Here is an 18,959-nt window from a genome sequence, read left to right as displayed (position 1 = left end):
AGAGAGCTTTCGCTCTCTTTTAAACTCTTGTCAAAAAATGCACTTCTATACACTTAGCAAGTGTGACTCATAGCCTTGTAGAAATTATATAATAAATATACAAGCATTTACGTTAAAAGAACTTTCTTTAAGACACACATCTGCAAACAATTTAACATCCTCTTCATATCACGTTCTTTATAGTGATTCAGACATGCTATTTGAATCCAGTTATTCTTTTGTAAATATGCTGATTCATAATGAACAATATATCCTTGTAATGCTAATGCATCACCTACTGCCTTAGAACACTGCCCTTCGTTTAATTGAATGGTAAGAACAATTTGAGCGGCATGATCTTTAGGTGAAACAAGCTTTAAACCCATAGTATTACTAGCTTGCTCAATATAAGCATACGCCTCTTTTATTTTTTCAAATGCCTCTTCATCTTCAAGTCGCTTCAATGCTTCTTGCAATGCATAAATTAAATTCCATGAATGGGAGTATGGGATACTTTCATTTTCTTCGTACATACCAATGTCCATATAAGCAGGTACTGCCTCGTTTACTTTTACAATGTGGTTATGAAAAACGAAAGATAATCCTGTATATGATTTAATCGCTTTTCCGCTTACACCACTTGCAAAATATACATCCTTCAAATTTATTGGTATTGCTCCAATTGAGCTTATACAATCTACACATAGTTTCATTTGATATTTTTTACAAAGAATGTTTAGTTCTTCTAAATTATTTAACATTCCAGTTGATGTTTCATGGTGAACAAACCAAAGCCATTCATAATTTCCAGTTGCCATTATTTTTTCTAATTCTGTATAAAGAAACGGCTCTGCCATTTCTTTTTTATACGTATCATAATGTAATTGCGCACGTGTTGCATGTCCCACTAACCTATTTCCAAATTCCCCATTTGTTAAAACTAGTCCTTTCCCTTTTAAAGAATTCAACTGTAAAGCAATGGCATCATTCGCTAACGTCCCTGTTCCTAACATTATTTGCACACGTTTTGCTTTTGTCATTTGCAGTAAACGTTTTTTTACATTTTCCATTGTTACTTGAAATGACTTAGAACGATGCGAAATAGGCTTAGTAGAAAATGCCTTTCGAACATTTTCTTCAATATCCACTGGACCAGGTAAAAACGTATATTCTTTCGTCATAATACCCCTAACACTCGACTCTTCAAACATAGCTGGGGTAACATACATTGGCTGGAAGGCTGCTGCTTCAGTACCAACTAACGTATGGAAAGATTTGAATCCCATTTGTTCATATAAAGGTAGTTCACGTGTTGTAGCAGAAATGAGTGCCAATTCATATCCATTTAGAAGTAAATAACGATGTAAAAAGCGAATTAAACCTAACAATGCTCTTCCATTTCGATATTCACGTTCTACTGAAAGTAAACGAATTTCATATACATTTTCTCCATGTTCTTGCAAATAAAAATCTAGATTTGGAATTTTATAATCTAACGAGAATGGTCGTTTTCCTCGCAATGCAACCATACCTACTAACTTATCGTCATCTAAACAAATTAAATATGTATTTTCTTCATGGAAACGATCTATACGAACACGATCTTTCGTTTCTTCATGTTGCGGAATTTCTTCTACAAATGTTTTATAATTCAATTTATGTATACTTTCAAATTCCCAAGCTTGATCAGCAACTTTATAAATTAACCCCATGTTGTATCTCCTTTATGTATTTAATAAAAATTATAAGTGGAGATTAACTCCACTTATAAAAAGTTCATTTCATTCTCGATTTACATATAAAATAAGTACAATGATAAGTGCACTTAAAATAGTCGTAACAATAGAGTAAGAATACAAAATCATGCAAACTGGTAAACAAGCGATTGTAATTAGTCCGGGCTTAGTAAATCCTTTAAAGATTAAATAAAATATAATGAAAACAGCAATAAGAGTAAGCGCTATCAAATAATCAAATGCAATTAACCCTCCAATAAATGTTGAAATGCCTTTTCCGCCCTTGCCTTTAAATAAAATTGGGTAAATATGTCCAAGTATAACAGCCAGTAAAGCTAACATTACAAATGTAGAATCTTCGAAAAGGTATTTTGCAATAGAAACTACGATTGCCCCTTTGATCGCATCACCTAAAAATGTAGCGACGAAATACCCTTTTCCATATACGCGCCCCATATTTCTTGCGCCAGGATTACCACTTCCTTCTTCACGAATATCAACATTATGTTTCCATTTCGTTACTATATAAGCGGTCAATATGTTTCCAAATAAATAAGAAGCCACCAAATACAAAAATTGCATACTATTAATCATGTAATCATTCACTTTCTACATGGGAGTACTTATACAATATTCAATGAATATGTATATTGTACTTTTTCTTGCTTTACATCCCTTTGTATATTTTAACATCATATTTTTACAAATCATACAAAAATTCTCATACTTCTATTTTATAAAATATACACCCTTCATTAAATGATATGTTCCTTTCACTGCCATTTCTGATGGTGATACGAATATAACTTCTCCCATACTTTTCTCACAGCATTTCTTAAATTCAGCATATATCTCAGGAACGAAACGCAATATACTGCCACTTACTGCAATTAAAGGTGATAAATCAAACTGCATCTTGTTGTAAATATTCACCGTAATTATCGTTAATTCCTTAGCCGCTTGCAGAATAATTTTATGTGCATCATCATTCCCATTCCTCGCTTCCTCTATAATTAATGGTGCAATTGCTGCAACTTTATCTTTTGAAGAACTATATACTAGTCTTTTTATATGAGATGATGTTAAAAGTCGAAACTCGTCTTGAATCCTTAAGCTTAGTGGACAAAGTCTAACTCCTTGATCAAATTGATTTGCCATTCTCTTTAAACCTTGTAACGCAATCCAATAACCGCTTCCCTCATCCCCTAAAATATGTCCCCATCCACCGCTATACTCGTACACTTCGTCTTTCTTTCCTATACAAATTGCACCTGTACCACCTATAGTTAATATTCCATTCTTACCTTTTAAAGCAGCTGCATGTGCAATCATTGCGTCATTTAAAACTTCAATTTGTGTTTGGTACTTCTTTTTTAGACGTACTGTTAATTCATTTGTATGTGCTCCACTTATACCCGCTAACCCTAAACAAATACAAACGCAGTGCCCATCTATTAAAGCTTTCTTGCATTGATCGATCGCCTCCATAATATGCGAAACTGCTTTTTCATAATCTATTAATATATTTCCAAACCCACTCGTACCTCTTACAACTTCGTTTCCGTCTTGATCAAATGCAATTGCTTCTGTCTTCGTGCCCCCACCATCTACTCCAATCATATACTTCATATGTTCGCCTCATTTTCATCATCTTATTGGAGGGAATGTTATATTCCCTAAAACTACAGATTGCTTTGCACCTGTTGCGCTTGGCACATTACTCGGATTACGATGATGCGTTTCGTTTGCTAATATCGCAAAGGCAATTGCTTCTTTCGCCTCTGAAGAATAGCCTATATCTTCTTGAATGAATATCGCGCACTTTTCTTCCTTCAATCCATTTCGTATCATTTCAACAAGTGTACGATTATAACTGCCCCCACCACCTAAAATTACTTCATCGATTTCATAATACGGCAGAATAAACTCCTTATAATGATGAACAATTGAACTTGCTGTAAACATCGTGACAGTCGTCAAAAGATTTTCTTTACCATGCTTTTCAAACCACTTCAATAATTCACTTACAAACTCTTCTCCAAACTGTTCTCTACCAGTTGATTTCGGTGGATTCATTTTCAAAAATGGATGGTTCATACAATATGTCAAAATTTCATCTACAACTACTCCTTGTTTTGCAATCCTACCATTTTGATCATATGGCAACTGAAATAATCTTTGACATACATCATCGATTACCATATTTCCTGGGCCAGTATCAAAAGCAATAACACTCTTATCACTTAGATGACTTGGTACTACCGTAACATTACCGATTCCGCCAATATTTTGTAGTAATCTATTTTTAGTTTGATGACGATACAAAATGACCTCTGAATATGGCACAAGTGGTGCACCTTGTCCCCCTGCTGCCATATCCATCGTTCGAAAATTAGAGATAACCGTTGTATTCGTTTCATATGCAATAACTGCTGGTTCTCCAATTTGCAATGTCGAAGAAATACTATTGCCTTCTTGCTTTGGCTGATGATAAATCGTTTGTCCGTGAGAACCTATTAAATCTAATTGTTCCAATGACAAATCAGCCTTTTTACAAACTTCCTCCACAGCATTGGCAAAACATAAACCAAGCTTAAAGTTCAAACTGCATATCAATTGAACATTAGATGTATCAATTGATAAAGCCTGCAGTATCTCATTTTTTATATCCTTACAAAATGGAACAGTAGTAAAATGAATGAGTTCGACTTTAGAATCTACACCGTTTCCTTCTACATGAACGAGCGCTACATCTATTCCGTCTAACGATGTACCGGACATTATCCCTGCAATATACATAATATGCATGCCCCCTATTCACTAAAAAACAATTATGTAAGTAAACAACGTACAACCTACAGAAAACAATATAAATCTAAAAAACAACTGTGCTTTCGATGCAAACGATCCATCAATGAAAGAAACAACTACCGTAAGCAAAATACTTGCCGCAAAGCTTGTAACGAGCCATATACTATGCATTTGTGATAGATTTAGCATTCTTAATAAAGGTACGAAAAGTAAATTTGCACATATCACTCCAAATAACAATAAAAATACACCTTTATAGCTAAATTTTATATTCATTCTATTTCACCCTCTCTGGACTTAATGTGAAAGAAGTGATAGACAAAATGCCTATCACTCAAAAATAAAATATAAAACTTACGGATTAACAGCTTCCCCATCACCATTTTTCTCAATTTCAAGCATGTTTTTGTCGTACATTTTAAAGAATGGTAGGTAAATAAGGAATGATATTGCTATATTTATAAAAACTAATACCACTGCACGCCAATCTCCACCTGTGGCTAAATACGCGCCAATTGGAGCTGGTAATGTCCACGGCGGCATAATATGTGTTGGCGTTACAAATCCCATCGCAGTTGCTGAATATGCAACAGTTGCTGTTACGAGTGGTGTAATGATAAACGGGATAATTAAAATTGGATTTAGTACAATCGGTAATCCGAAAATAACAGGTTCATTAATATTAAAAATACCAGGAACAATACAAGTTCTTGATAATGCTTTCGAATATTTTGATCGACCAAATACAATCATAGCTAATACAAGCCCTAACGTCGCACCAGAACCACCAATCCATATAAACCATTGGTATAACGGCTCTGGTGATATGAATGGCAACTGATCTGCTCCACTAGCAACTGCTTCACCATTTTTCCCTAAGTATACTTCCCATAATGGCCGGGCAACAGTTCCAACAACCGACACACCATGGATTCCGAATGACCAAAAAAATGTAATTAAAAACACTGGAATGATTACACCGAAATAACTATCACCAGCTTTTACTAACGGTGCTGCTAATTTATCAACTACATGATGTAAATCAATACTAAAAACGACAGTTACTAAACTCATTAAAATAATTACGAATGCAGCAGGTATAAGTGCTTCAAACGAACGTGAAACAGACGGCGGTACTTGTTCTGGCATTTTAATCATTACATTTTTCGTCTTACAAAATCTTAAAATCTCTACTGATAAAATAGATACGATCATCGTTACGAATAATCCATGCCCCCCGAGATTTGTCATCGGAAGCATAAATCCTTTTTTATCGATTAATTCGGGCGTCAATGTTAAAAGTAGTGAGCATACTGCTAACTGTGCCCCTGATAAAGCATCTAACTTATAACTTTTCGCTAAATTGTATCCTATACCAAATGCTATATATAAAGACATAATAAACATCGTTAAACGATATGGTATTAATATACTTGTTTGATTTTTCAATGCCCAAACTGATATGAAACTATCTTTCGGTAATGGTGGAAATGCTACTATTAAAAAGAAACTCCCTACGATAATAAATGGTAACGCCGAAATAACTCCATCACGGATTGCTTGTAAATGCCTCTGTTCAGAAAGCCTTGCCATCGGTCCAGATAAGTTTTTATCAAGAAACGTGACAAACTTATTCATAACGCTTCCCCCTAACTAATTAATTCATTTACAGTTTTTAATAAAGTCGGTCCACCAAGCGGCGTGTATGCTTGCGGCGGAATAATACCGCACGGAATAGATTCTTGTTCTGTAAGTTTTTTTACAGCGTCAAATCGATGTCTAACTTGAGGTGCAACCATTACAACATCCCAACCATTCTTTACTTCTTCCTCCACCTCACTTGTTCCGATAGCATGCACTTCCATGTTCATACCTTTTTTCTCTGCTTCTTTTTTTAAAGCGTTTACAACAATTGCGCTGGACATTCCTCCAGAACAAACGAATAAAACTTTCATTATTGAATCCTCCTATACTTATAAATTGTTTCTTTCAAATGAAAGAAAGTTTCACTTTACTAACAAGCATATGAAGAAATGAAACGATTTAGTTATACTGAAAGTAAATTTCACTAAAAATATTTTTCCTATTAAATTAATGTTTCAATGTTTATTTTTCTCAATTGCAGGGCCAACCTAACATCATATATTATTTTAAATAATCGTATAATAGGGAGGCGTATAAATGATTATGAAACGTTTAGTAATGATGTGCTGTATCGTCATATTGTTTACTCCTTTCTCTTTCATTTCCCCTCACTCTACTTATGCTGAAGTAAATACTACTTACAAAAAACATGAATTACGCGCTGTATGGCTAGCATCTCTTCTCAATATTGATTGGCCTTCAAAAACTGGCTTACCTATTGAAAAGCAGAAACAAGAATTTATAAGACTATTAGACGATGTAAAAAACACTGGTATGAATGCAGTCGTTGTACAAATTAAACCGACTGCTGATGCTTTCTATCCTTCAAATTACGGTCCTTGGTCTGAATACATTACGGGTACACAAGGAAAAGACCCTGGATACGATCCGCTCGCATTTATGATTGAAGAAGCACATAAAAGAAATATAGAATTCCACGCATGGATTAATCCATACCGAATAACGATGAATCACACTGATATAAATCGATTATCAAATAATCACCCTGCAAGACAACATCCCGATTGGGTTGTACCTTACGGTGGGAAGCTATATTACAACCCTGGTATTCCAGATGTGAAAAACTTTATAACGGAAGGCGCTTTAGAAATCGTAAAAAATTATGATGTTGATGCAATTCATATGGACGATTATTTTTACCCTTATAAAGTAGTTGGCGAAGAATTTCCTGATCAAAAAACATATAAAACGTATAATAATGGTCAGTTTTCAAACATAGAAGATTGGCGACGTAACAATGTAAATGAGCTTGTAAAAGGATTAAATATTGCTATAAAACAAGAAAAATCATACGTGAAATTTGGCATTAGTCCATTTGGTGTATGGCGAAATATAGCTGACGATCCAACTGGCTCTAATACAACCGCAGGTCAAAGAAACTACGATGACCTTTATGCTGACACACGTGAGTGGATACAAAAAGGGTACATTGACTACATTACACCTCAAATATATTGGAATATAAGTTTCACACCTGCTGCATATGATATATTAGTAGATTGGTGGGTAAAAGAAACAAATAACAAACCGATTCACCTATACATCGGTCAAGCGGCCTATAAAATTAATAATAACTCTGTGCCTGCTTGGTCTGAGCCAGAAGAATATCCAAAGCAAATCGCTTTAAACCATCAATATCCACAAATAAAAGGTAGTATGCATTTCAGTTTAAAAGATATAAATAACAATCCACTTAGAATTAAAGATAGACTCTCAAAAGACATATATAAACACCCTGCATTAATTCCACCTATGCCTTGGCTTGATCATGATCCGCCAAAACAACCTACTTTAAAAGGTGCCATTCCAAAAGATGAAGGTATTGCCGTAGGAATAATTGACAATAGAGATAATGACTCTTCTTATTACGCCATTTACCGTGTGAATGGAAAAAATGAAGTGGATATACAAAACCCAAAACATTTACTTACTACTGTAAGAAAAACAAAACTCGGAGAAATTTACGTAGATAAAACGGCTATTTCTGGAGAAACGTATACGTATGTGGTAACTGCAGTTGATCGATTGCATAATGAAAGCATTCCTTCTAGTTTTACTACCGTTAAGGCAAAATAAAATCTCAAAAAAAACGCCTTAAAGCTGAGAAATACTTAGCTTTTAAGGCGCCTTTTTTATTTATTCTTAAACTTCTCAGTCGCTGCTCTCATCTTCACATTCAAATCATGATCAATGGAGTCGCGAATATCACGCTCTACTACTTCCATTTCTTTTTGGAAATTTTGCAAGTATATTTTTAGTTCTTCTTCTTTTTCAGGACGTTGTGATGGTGGTAATTGTACCACTAATGATAACATCGCTGTTAAATCTTTCATTAAGAACGTTTCAAGTTTATGTTGTTGTTCAAACATGCGTTGTTCTTGATAGTACGGCAATGCATTTAATACTGAAATTGTAATGTCATCAACCGTTCTTTGTAGTGAAGGATTAATCGAGCGTTTATATGCTTGAATTGTATTTAATGCATCTGGATATCGATCATAGAAATACAATTTATAAAACGATAAGTCTGTCGGTTTTACAGTTTGCTGCGTTTCTTGTCTTAAGAAATCTTTCACTTTCATCGCGGCCACATCGATATCTTCATTTGTAAGCTTTTTCGTTGTTTTTGCCATTACATGCACTTTTTTCTGTTTTTCTTTCGGTAACATTGAAAATACTTGTTCTCTCGTACGTTGACCTGATGTACAGAAAAGAGTATTCAATGTATGTTGTTCTTTCTTTCCTTCCGTACGAATCCAGCGATAAAAGAGTGGATGTTGCGTAAACTCTTGTAAAAACGGTGTCGATTTGTTTGATAATTTCTCAATGGAATCTTGTGCTCTCTTATATGGTTTCGTCCATGAAAAATAAAGTTTACGTCCGAAGTATACAACTAAAACAACGACAGTAAATGCGATTAAAAGTAATGATCCTAATAGTAATAATACTCCTTGAATGAAACTCATTTTTTCACCTCCTCTAAAAGTCTGTTATTTCCTTGGACGCTGAATGAGTTTCTGCTTCATCTCATCATTAAATGTATCTAGTTCAATTACAAATTTCTTACTAGACTCAATAATACGTTCTGACGATTTCTCAGATGCTTCAATAGCGGCAAATACATTTTGGAATGATTCACGTAATTTATCCATGCTAATTGCAGGATTTTCAAGGAGTTTTGTTGTTTCTTCTGTATTTTGTTTTAATGCTTGAGAATTGCTTAATACCATTGATTCAATCGCTTCATTTGTCGCATTAACTGCATCAATTGTTTTACGTTGATTTGTTAATGCGAGCTGAATTGCAGCTGAAACCGTTATAACGTTTTGCGTCATCGTAATTGCATTACGAATTGCCTCTGATAGCTTTTCATTATTTTTCTTAATGATGTCTACAGATGCGATAGATTGTAATAATACACTTTTTGCTTGTTGCATATTACGAGTACGCACAAGTATCTTTTCTAATGCATCATTTATTAACGGAATATCCCTTTGACGTTCTGGATTTTGTTTCTCAGCTTCAAGCATACCAGCGAGTTTTCTTCCTAAGTATACTTGTTTATCAAGAGCGTGAATTTTATCGTGTGATTGCTCTTTTAACATTTCAAGACCAACCGTATCCTCTTGCAAGTTATCACGGCCAATGAGAAGTGATCTTATAATCTCCTCGATTTGCTTATCTATAGATTGATATTTATGCACGTAATTTTCAAGCGGATTTTTCTTAAACACTTTAAACATAAGTTTCTTCATACCAGTTGCTTTTAATGAGTTTGGATCAAGTTCTGATACCACTTTTCGTAATTCTAACAATGTATTTGGAATTTCTTCATTCTTTCCATTCATCATCGCTGTCACAGGACGTTTTAAAGCTGATAGCGTTTGTCCTGCCGCTTGCTGCTCTTTATCCCCTAAGTCTCCAAGCTGCGACAATACTTTTGATAAATCTGTATTTTGCTCGCTATTTAACTTTTGTACATAAAGATCTGCTTCTTTATTCAGTTCTTCAAGTTCTGCATCTTTTATTACTGTATCCACTACTACTTCTACATTATTATCTTTCACAATCGATACAGGTTCTTTTTTCTCGAGTTCAGTCAACAAAATCGCTCCTTTATTTATATGTGCGAATTTATGTGCACTATATTTCATCTAATATATCGTATTTCATATACATTTTTGCTTGAAATCGATTTTTCAAGAAATACCTGCTTATGCAGTCATTCCCTGTTTCATAGTATAAGTATACCTGTTCTCGTCATTATTTTCCTCAGACTTAAGACCTAGAGAACAACATACTGAAGACGGATTCTTCATAGCTTACCTTACTTATCACCACTGACTATTAATTTGAAATTCCATTTAGTTACCTTCTTAAATTCATACAATGCTCTATCTTTTGACATATACTATCTTTCAATGTGATAATTATATTAGGTCCACTTCTAATTATTCTTCCGCGCAACAAATGCTCCCTTTTGAAAAGCTAATAACACGGTTTCAAACGTAACGTCTTCTTCAATCATCTTTATAAATCCAGCTAATTCCCCCGCATGAGAAGTTGCATTATCAATTACAAGAAAACCTTTTGGCTCTAAAATACGTTTTATATGTTCCCACCACCACATGTATTGCGTGCGCTCTGAATCTAGGAAAATAAAATCAAATGAACGATCTACTTGCGAATCTAAAAATGCCCCAGCCTCTTGATTATGAATATCGATTCTCTGTGTAAGATTTGCCCTTTCAAAATTTCCAAGTGCCTCTCCAACCCGTTCTGAAGAAAGTTCTACAGTTATAACATTTCCATTTGTTTCTTCTACCGCATTTGCTAGCCACAATGTAGAATAGCCATTTGAAGTTCCAATTTCTAAAATTTTTTTTGCATTGCAGCCCTTTACTAATACTGATAAAAACTGCCCCATTTCACGAGAAATATTTCTTAATTTTTCTTCTCTTTTTTCTTTATGTCGATCATGCTCTTCTCCATATTGTTCAAGTTGCAATAATAATGAATCTAGAGTATTCATTTTCTCCATCGCCTTTCCAAGCAATATGATGAAAAAGTACATGATGCCCGTCTACTTTTCATTATATGCGAAATGCACACCTTTTTCCTGTTATACGACAAAGAATTAAAATTTTTTATAGCATATTGTTTCGTTTTTTGGTAAAGTTAATTTCTACGTGCAATTATTTAATTCACATTATTTTACAATCAGTTTTCAATTATAAGATAATCTAAACCCCATTTAAATGAATCGGTATTTCTAATTCAACTAAGCGCCCTTTTCGGACGCATTTTCTTTTGTTTATATATTTCTGTAAGAAAGGATGCTTACACATGAACGTGATTAACTTAGATGCTGTTAGAAGACGTAAACAGCATAAAAAACTAATGATAACTATACCGATTATTAAACGCATTTATGAAGAAGACGGGGAAATTAAATTCGAGGTAGCCGGCGAAAAAGATGTACCTCTTGAAATGTTAGAAAAATAAAAAAAAAGACGCACTTCTAAAGAAATGCGTCTTTTTTATACTATTACATTTAAGTGCATAAGTTTTTCTGGATTAACCATCATATAAATGTTTGAAATTTTCTCATCCTCAAATATGAATGAAAGTACATACGTCACTTTATTATTTATTGTAACTATAACGCCTGGTGCACCATTTACTATTTTGAAATCAACACTATACTTTTCTGGCAATCGTTTTGCAATTCCAAAGAACAAACGTATAATTTTATCTGCAGAATAAATCGGATTAATTGCAGTTGTAACTTTACCACCACCATCTGCTTTAAATATCGCATCTGTTTTTAAAACTTCTAACATGCCTTGCGTATCCCCACACTGCAATGATGATACAAATTTCTCCACGTAAGCAGCCATCTTCTTCGTACTTAATGTTGACTGCTTCGGCTTATCTAAAATACTTTTTCGTGCACGTTGAAAGATTTTTCGGCAATTCACACTACTCTTTTCTACAATCGAAGCGATTTCTTCGTAGTCATAACTAAAAACCTCTCTTAATATGAAAACAACCCTCTCTACCTCAGTCAGTTGTTGTAAAAGTAATAAATATGCCGTAGAAATTGATTCTTTCATTACAAATGACTCTGATGGATCATCAATCTCTTCCACAAATGGCTCTGGCAACCACATTCCGACATATACGTTACGTTTATGTGCTGCCGAACGTAATTTGTCAATTGAGCGATTTGTTACCATTTTACATAAATAGGCTCTCATATTTTCTATAGATTGAACGTCCTCCATATTATTAAACGATATAAATACTTCATGGACGATATCTTCAGCATCCATAACACTCCCAAGGATTCTATATGCTAACGAAAATAATAATGGTTGATACGCTTCATATAACTGCTCCGTTTCCATGATGAACTGCCTCACTTTCAAATTTCTTTAAAATGTGTAACGCTGCACGTTTCCCGCTTGCTACCGCAGCATCAGCTAATATTTCATCATGCCCAGCCCAATCTCCTGCAACGTAAACACCTGGCATTTCAGGTATATTAGGGCCTGGTTTTTCAACACGGTCAATATGAGGAAAATCATGTACTACCGTAATTTTCGGTAAATATTGCTGTGCAACAACTTCTCTTTTCCAATTCGGATGTAACAATTCCATCATATTTTCTAACTGTTCTTTCTCTTCTTGAATATGATTCAGTTCTAGTACAGGATTATGGTATTTAATTAGACTCACTACAATTGATCCATCTTCACTTAATTTAGCTGCTCTCGATTGATTCGTGAAAAATATAGGTTGATCCAATCCCAATGCAAAATGATGCAAAGGATTTGGTAATTGTTTTAAACCAATATCTAACGCTGCCACGGTCACTTGTATAGATTGTTCACTCCATTTTTGCAAACTTGTTCCTTCTGTACCTTTTATAATTTTACATGCCTCTTTCGGTGGAATTGTTACAATAACTGCCCCTGCTTCAAATACTTCATCTTCAAAACAATGTATTCTTTGTTTTCCTTCACAATGCTCTATTTTTAAAACATGCTTTTTAGCCAGAAATTTTACACCACTAGTATTCGCTATTCCTCTTAAATTTGTTATTATCGTCTCCCAACCACCATCTACATAAAGTACTCCTTCTTTCATAGAAAGCTGTATTTGCTTTAGTACGGAAGATGCTAATTGTATTGTAGGAGCATACGTATATGTTGTTGTTCGGCATAATGCATAAAATATATTTCGAACCATTGGATCTTTAATTTCATTTTCTGCCCATGTAGTTAGGCTTATTTTCGGAACTTTTTCTACATCTAAGTTTCCTAAATGAATCATAAGACGAGCGAACTGTACTTTTGCAGACCATGAAAGTAACGGTGTTGATAAAATAGAGCGAAAATCTGTTGGAATGGTATAAATATCCCCTTTCCATATTCCATGTGCTTTTGTAGATGGGATTCCACCTGGAAGATTTACTCCTAGCTCATTAAAAGTTATAAACGCTTCTCCACCTCTATATAAAGCATGTGCACCAAGATTCATACAAATGCCGTTTTTATTTATAGTCATCCCTCGACCACCGAAGTGACTGGACTTTTCTAATACAATAACTTTCCTTCCAGCTTTCGCTAAATATATAGATGCTGTTAATCCAGCAAGCCCACCACCAACAATTGCTACATCAAAATGTTTCATAATAAAATCCCTCCTTATCCGTTCTACATACGAGACGAACGATTAAGGAGGGATGTGACATGAAAATATATTTTTACTTATCTATTTTATTTCATTTTTTTTATTCTGTCATATTGCATACGAAATAACTCAATTGCAAATGGAATATCCTCTTCACTCTTTATATAATAACTTATCCATCCTGATTCAGGTAATACGTGATGTGGTTTCACCAATCCTTGGCTCACTAATTCATCCCGCTTTACCTTTGGAAATGGTAAATCAACTAACTTATCGCCATGCAAATGACCAAGTTCTTTCTTACCATAATTTATTTCAATACCACCAAATCGATGCGGCTTTTCAGAAACACCTGCCCAGCCAAGTACTTCATTTCTAATCATTTCACTAAATGACATAAACCTTCACCCCTTTTTAATGATTGATGTAATATTAAATTAACACGTTCATTACTTTTTTCCATCAATCCAAAGTATGAATGGATATACGAATATAGTTTAATCTCAATATCTTTATTTTTTTACACACTGAAAACAATTTCAAAGGGTATTTATTCTATAAACTATTTCGAGGATAATATAGCACTTGAAAATAGCCATTTTAATAACAACTTAAAAACTAAAGTCAATATGAATGATGCTGAACAAACAATTATCATTCAAACACAAATAGCAAAAACGTTGAAAGATAACGGTATTTTTTCTTTATTGAATGATAGAACTGCAAATATTCAAGCAATATCTTATAAAATAATGGATGATACAATTGTGAATAACAATTTATTAACTACAGATCCAATCACTTTCCGTAGTTTAGTATCGTATGAACTATTTGAAAATACTATTACAGCTTATACTATAGATTTACAACCAGTTTATTTACCTGATGGTGCTACAATCATTGATTTTTCTTTCTCTGCATTTCCAAAAATTGCACATAGCATGAAAAAAGTAAAAGTAAATGGGATGCCTGTTCCACTTAAAACAAAGATATCTCATTTAGACGTAATTGAAATCCATTTTGATTTAAAACAAAACTTGGCAATAGAATGGCTAAATTACGCCAATACTGCTAAAGCACAATTAATGATTCATCAAAAACTATCTTAAATAAAAGGCCAATTCCTTTCTATAAGGCATTGGTCTTTTCATATAACGTAACCATTAAAATATACGAAATAAATTTCAACATTTTTACTCCTAACCTAACATCAATAATTCCGACTTTCATTAGTTCGCTCTAATTTTTATCCGTATTTACATTATGAGAAATAAGAAGCACAACCTATATTCTTTATAAAACAGGTGAATTTATTATGATACAGACAAATACACATAACTAACGCTAGGCACATATCCTAAAGTTGTATCCATACTTACCTATAGAAAGGCAGGTAATACGATTGACTTCTACTATTGACTACACCTCTCCTTCAACGAACTTCACTCATGATTTAAGTAAAAGTAATTTTTTTAAGAAAGATGCCCAAAATTATATAAATGTACTTGGCATAAAACAATTAAACACTTTAGAAAATACTTCTTTATTAGATATTTATTTAAGTACAGGCAACGTTGTAGAACCACATATTCATCAAAATGCAGCTGAACTTGTCTACTGTATTTCAGGATCTGCTGTTGTTTCTTTACTTAATCCATTTACGAATCAAATATTAAACTTACCGATAAAACCAGGGCAAGTTGCCAACATTCCACAAGCGTGGTGGCATTATGAAATTGCTTCAGCAGATAATACTCATTTATTAGCTATATTCGACGCCCCGACCCCAGAAGTTATTTTTGGTTCTGATATTTTAAGATTAACTCCCGCTAATATGATGGCTCATACTTATTGCCTCAATGAACAACAATGGAAACAAGCAGTATCCCCAATTCAATCCACTACAGTAATTGGTCCTCCCGGAAACTGTAATCAAAACCGCGACATGATAAATCAGTCAACTCAGCCCCCTACTCAACAACAAAATCTATATTACCAAGATTCTTATTACTTCCCTCTATACTGGGGGTATTAATTAGTATCATTTTAATAGAACCACCATTTATCTCCTCGGAAAATATCGAGGAGATTTTTTATCGTAACAATTAATAGAGTACATACATATAATATTTATATATTTAATTGGAGGTGATAGTACTATGAGTAATTATAACTATCGAAAAAACTACTCTAATAATAAAAATAGTAGCTCTTCAGCATCCTCTCAATCTTCGAACTCTCAATCTTCCGATTCCCAGTCACAAAGAGATTTAGCCGAGCAAGGCTATGTAAAGAAAAAAGGATGTAACTGTAATAAAAATAAATAGTTTATTACTAATTTGAGCAATGACATTTCACCGCTCATGATTAACAATTTAACCCAGTAGTATATAGTTTATTTAATGGATGAATTCTGTTTTTAATAGAATTCATCTTTTTTGTTTATATGTAATTTTTCAAACCATATAACTTATTCCATAAACAATAAAGTGCAAATCATAAATTTTAATTTTTCTTATATACCAACTTAACAAAGAGTAACTTTTCAATTGATTTATTTCTAATTTCCCACAAAAAATATAGCCCCACCTAATAAAATTAGGTGGGGCTATATACAAATGCCTGTTTAAATTTCAAACAAACATTGTAACAAGTTAGACGATATTAATACCTGCACTTACAAATCCAGCAACTGCAGCTATTGGACTAGCAGCTGTTAATGAAACATATAATAATACTTTATCCCCAGCGGCTACCGGAATTGCTTCAGGTATGATACCTGATGCTGTAGCACCAATCGCTATTACAGCAAATGCTGGTGCTAATAATAAAGGCGCGCCCTGTACTGTAAACGTATTACTTGCTGCTGGTGCAGTTAATATTTGTATCTGCACTTGAACAGGTGATAATGGAGCTAATGCAGCTGTTGCACTAAAGAAACCTGCTAATGACGTAATAGTCCCTGCACGTGGTGCTACAAATGCATAAGAACCTATCCCTAACGCTAATGTGATACTTGTTCCACCCGTTAAAGCAACTCCAGGCTGACTAAATCCAAATCCAAGAAGAGTTCCTGTATTAGCTATTAACGCGTTAACTAACGCAGATGGTGTTGTACCTGAAGCAAACGGAATAATAGCTCCGCCACCAGTTGCTCCTGTTGCTCCTGTTGCTCCTGTTGCTCCTGTTGGACCTGTTGGACCTGTTGGACCTGTTGCCCCTGGAGTAGCATTGATTAATTGAATTAATAAACCAAAAAGAACTTGTAAAGTTGCAGGATCGATATTTGAGTTGCAGGATATAGGGATAAGATCTAGAGCGAAGAAGAATTGTGCAAGAGCGCTATAGAATTGTTGCAATAATGTTGACAATTGTCCTAAATTAGGTGCTGGAGATTGTAATAAAACTATAATACTTTGAGTTAATTGTTTCAAAAAATTAACTTCTGGAGAAGGTAATAAGGAATTTAAGAAAATTAAAAATTGATTAAATAAATCGAGTAACGCTAATCTGTTTGCATTACTTGGATTTGCAAAAAATGCTGAAATAGCTGATATTAATGAATTTAGTAAAGTAATTAATTGACTTAATTGTTGGCTAGTAATAGGAACTGACTGTGGATTTTTACAACAATCTGCTGAAAAAACAATCGGATTACAGTTATTATGACCAAAACAATTATTATTTGACATTTATTTCCTCCTTGCTTTTCTTATAGTTGAGTGTTTTCCTATTCTAAGAACTATAAAAGATGCGATTGAAAAAAGTAGTTGAGTTATATGTTTCTCTTAAAATAGGAAACATGAATTATAATCAAACTTGAAAACGTAATTTAATTATGTTCATGACTCACATATTAATTATATGTTTTTAATAATTGACTGCTTAGATTAAATACCTAAACTTAAGAGTTTATTTTATTTTTCCACGTTTATCTCCCAAATTCAATTGCCTATCAATTTAATTATCCATAGTAATCACTAAAACAATCGATAACATATGTTCCACTTATAATGGCATCACTTTTTCCATACTAGAATAATTAGTATTTTACCTATACAAAAATTGTGTTGAAACTATAATCAGGATGCCGTTTCTAATATAGAAAATTCTCATATTATATAGTGGACAAGTTATTCTATACTTCGTTCAAAAAATAATTAAAGGAGTGAAATTTAATTGCCAATTATTCAACCATTTATCGCTTCTAGAAGATTTACATCTACACTAGGAGCTGGAACAGGAACAGGTGCAGCTTTTGCAATTGCTGCAACAGCTTGTTTAAACGATGCCGGTACTACTGCAACTGCCTTTCCGACTTTTACGTATTACAACCTCTATGTAAACGGGATAATTCAACCTAGCGTGAACTCCAGTGTCACCACAGGTCCTACTGGTGCTATTACAATTCCTGGCGGAGATGTATTAGACGGTGGAATTCCAATTACAATTGAATTTATCGTCACTTAATTTTAACTAACCAAATTTAGAACAAAAAGGGCAGATTTCTCTTTATAGGAAATCTGTCCTTTTTAATTGATAATAATAAATTGTAGGATAATTGAAGATCCTTGTGAGGGTGGTTCAGCATCTAATAAAATCAACTGACCAGCTGTAACTTCATAAAAAGGTTGTGGTTGAAGAATTCCATTTATAAATAGATTAATATAAGAAACTTCACTTGGTGATAAGATTTGTGTTGTACCGTATTGTGCTATACCATCTGCATTAGTATATATAAGTTTTTCCCCATCTGAAAAAGTAAAATATAATAGGTTTGTTGTTGGGATTGTTCCCGGTATTCCCGTTGGGCCGGTTATTCCTGTTTCTCCGGTTGCTCCGGTTGCCCCTGTTTCTCCCGTTATTCCTGTTTCTCCGGTTGCCCCTGTTTCTCCTGTTACTCCTGTTGCTCCGGTTACTCCGGTTGCCCCTGTTTCTCCTGTTTCTCCGGTTACTCCCGTTATTCCTGTTTCTCCCGTTATTCCTGTTGCTCCTGTTGCCCCTGTTTCTCCCGTTATTCCTGTTTCTCCCGTTATTCCTGTTGCTCCTGTTTCTCCGGTTGCTCCGGTT

19 protein-coding genes and 1 pseudogene are annotated in these 18,959 nt (G+C 34.0%); 5 read left to right on the top strand and 15 right to left on the bottom strand.

The genetic code is table 11. The features are described from left to right. Positions 1–107: 107 nt before the first annotated feature. From MR066_RS24215 to MR066_RS24185, 7 genes are all read right to left on the bottom strand, one after another. The gene (locus tag MR066_RS24215) at positions 108–1,691 is read right to left on the bottom strand and encodes an aminotransferase class V-fold PLP-dependent enzyme (RefSeq protein WP_242248760.1); all 1,584 of its coding nucleotides are present in this window, start codon (positions 1,689–1,691) and stop codon (positions 108–110) included. A gap of 69 nt (positions 1,692–1,760) precedes the next feature. Continuing rightward, positions 1,761–2,309, bottom strand: coding sequence for a glycerol-3-phosphate 1-O-acyltransferase PlsY (plsY, locus tag MR066_RS24210; RefSeq protein WP_002085555.1), 549 nt, complete (start codon positions 2,307–2,309; stop codon positions 1,761–1,763). 135 nt (positions 2,310–2,444) lie between these two features. Continuing rightward, the gene (locus MR066_RS24205) at positions 2,445–3,344 is read right to left on the bottom strand and encodes a BadF/BadG/BcrA/BcrD ATPase family protein (protein ID WP_242248758.1); all 900 of its coding nucleotides are present in this window, start codon (positions 3,342–3,344) and stop codon (positions 2,445–2,447) included. A gap of 18 nt (positions 3,345–3,362) precedes the next feature. After that, positions 3,363–4,514 carry an anhydro-N-acetylmuramic acid kinase AnmK gene (gene anmK, locus MR066_RS24200; RefSeq protein ID WP_242248797.1) on the bottom strand — a complete coding sequence of 384 codons (1,152 nt, stop codon included), beginning with the start codon at positions 4,512–4,514 and terminating at the stop codon, positions 3,363–3,365. Between the two features lie 21 nt (positions 4,515–4,535). Further along, complete coding sequence (locus MR066_RS24195; protein WP_002136308.1) at positions 4,536–4,802, bottom strand: hypothetical protein; 267 nt, start codon at positions 4,800–4,802, stop codon at positions 4,536–4,538. Positions 4,803–4,880: 78 nt separating this feature from the next. Then, the gene (locus MR066_RS24190) at positions 4,881–6,164 is read right to left on the bottom strand and encodes a PTS sugar transporter subunit IIC (RefSeq protein WP_002136305.1); all 1,284 of its coding nucleotides are present in this window, start codon (positions 6,162–6,164) and stop codon (positions 4,881–4,883) included. Between the two features lie 11 nt (positions 6,165–6,175). Continuing rightward, a complete protein-coding gene (locus MR066_RS24185) occupies positions 6,176–6,481 on the bottom strand; it encodes a PTS sugar transporter subunit IIB (RefSeq protein WP_000865888.1) in 306 nt (101 codons plus the stop codon). Positions 6,482–6,707: 226 nt separating this feature from the next. Between MR066_RS24185 and MR066_RS24180 the strand changes: the two genes are divergently transcribed. Then, complete coding sequence (locus MR066_RS24180) at positions 6,708–8,267, top strand: glycoside hydrolase family 10-like protein (protein WP_242248756.1); 1,560 nt, start codon at positions 6,708–6,710, stop codon at positions 8,265–8,267. 56 nt (positions 8,268–8,323) lie between these two features. On the opposite strand, the gene MR066_RS24175 is transcribed toward MR066_RS24180, so the two are convergent. The 3 genes from MR066_RS24175 to MR066_RS24165 all read right to left on the bottom strand — a co-directional run bounded on the left by MR066_RS24175 (position 8,324) and on the right by MR066_RS24165 (position 11,232). Next, entirely contained in the window at positions 8,324–9,157 is an 834-nt protein-coding gene (locus MR066_RS24175) for a DUF3974 domain-containing protein (protein WP_002035109.1), read from the bottom strand. Positions 9,158–9,181: 24 nt separating this feature from the next. Continuing rightward, positions 9,182–10,294: a toxic anion resistance protein gene (locus MR066_RS24170; RefSeq protein WP_002085564.1), complete on the bottom strand. Its 1,113-nt coding sequence runs from the start codon at positions 10,292–10,294 to the stop codon at positions 9,182–9,184. A 344-nt stretch (positions 10,295–10,638) separates the two neighbouring features. Further along, entirely contained in the window at positions 10,639–11,232 is a 594-nt protein-coding gene (locus MR066_RS24165; RefSeq protein ID WP_002085565.1) for an O-methyltransferase, read from the bottom strand. Positions 11,233–11,537: 305 nt separating this feature from the next. Here MR066_RS24165 and MR066_RS24160 point away from each other — a divergent pair, with 305 nt between their 5' ends. Continuing rightward, complete coding sequence (locus MR066_RS24160) at positions 11,538–11,696, top strand: hypothetical protein (protein WP_242248754.1); 159 nt, start codon at positions 11,538–11,540, stop codon at positions 11,694–11,696. 35 nt (positions 11,697–11,731) lie between these two features. On the opposite strand, the gene MR066_RS24155 is transcribed toward MR066_RS24160, so the two are convergent. The 3 genes from MR066_RS24155 to MR066_RS24145 form a co-directional block, all read right to left on the bottom strand. Continuing rightward, a complete protein-coding gene (locus MR066_RS24155; RefSeq protein ID WP_242248753.1) occupies positions 11,732–12,601 on the bottom strand; it encodes a sigma-70 family RNA polymerase sigma factor in 870 nt (289 codons plus the stop codon). Next, positions 12,579–13,889: a phytoene desaturase family protein gene (locus MR066_RS24150; RefSeq protein WP_242248752.1), complete on the bottom strand. Its 1,311-nt coding sequence runs from the start codon at positions 13,887–13,889 to the stop codon at positions 12,579–12,581. The genes MR066_RS24155 and MR066_RS24150 overlap by 23 nt, the downstream gene beginning before the upstream one ends. Positions 13,890–13,975: 86 nt before the next feature. After that, positions 13,976–14,287, bottom strand: coding sequence for a luciferase domain-containing protein (locus MR066_RS24145; RefSeq protein ID WP_088033028.1), 312 nt, complete (start codon positions 14,285–14,287; stop codon positions 13,976–13,978). Positions 14,288–14,443: 156 nt separating this feature from the next. Between MR066_RS24145 and MR066_RS24140 the strand changes: the two are divergent. Both MR066_RS24140 and MR066_RS24135 read left to right on the top strand, forming a co-directional pair. Further along, positions 14,444–14,998 (top strand): annotated as a pseudogene (locus MR066_RS24140) (TGS domain-containing protein); the annotation flags it as partial. 293 nt (positions 14,999–15,291) lie between these two features. Continuing rightward, complete coding sequence (locus tag MR066_RS24135) at positions 15,292–15,924, top strand: cupin domain-containing protein (RefSeq protein ID WP_002189603.1); 633 nt, start codon at positions 15,292–15,294, stop codon at positions 15,922–15,924. 619 nt (positions 15,925–16,543) lie between these two features. Here the strand turns inward: MR066_RS24135 and MR066_RS24130 are convergent. Next, a complete protein-coding gene (locus MR066_RS24130) occupies positions 16,544–17,581 on the bottom strand; it encodes an exosporium glycoprotein BclB-related protein (protein WP_242248750.1) in 1,038 nt (345 codons plus the stop codon). Between the two features lie 487 nt (positions 17,582–18,068). Between MR066_RS24130 and MR066_RS24125 the strand changes: the two genes are divergently transcribed. Continuing rightward, positions 18,069–18,359, top strand: coding sequence for a DUF4183 domain-containing protein (locus MR066_RS24125; RefSeq protein WP_002031992.1), 291 nt, complete (start codon positions 18,069–18,071; stop codon positions 18,357–18,359). Between the two features lie 62 nt (positions 18,360–18,421). Here MR066_RS24125 and MR066_RS24120 read toward each other — a convergent pair. Beyond that, a partial coding sequence (locus tag MR066_RS24120) for a DUF4183 domain-containing protein (protein ID WP_242248749.1) occupies positions 18,422–18,959 on the bottom strand: 538 nt, incomplete at its 5' end.

The organism is Bacillus cereus group sp. BfR-BA-01523 (genome assembly GCF_022662615.1).
Lineage (GTDB): Bacteria > Bacillota > Bacilli > Bacillales > Bacillaceae_G > Bacillus_A > Bacillus_A mycoides.
This window is presented reverse-complemented; position numbering and strand designations above follow the sequence as displayed.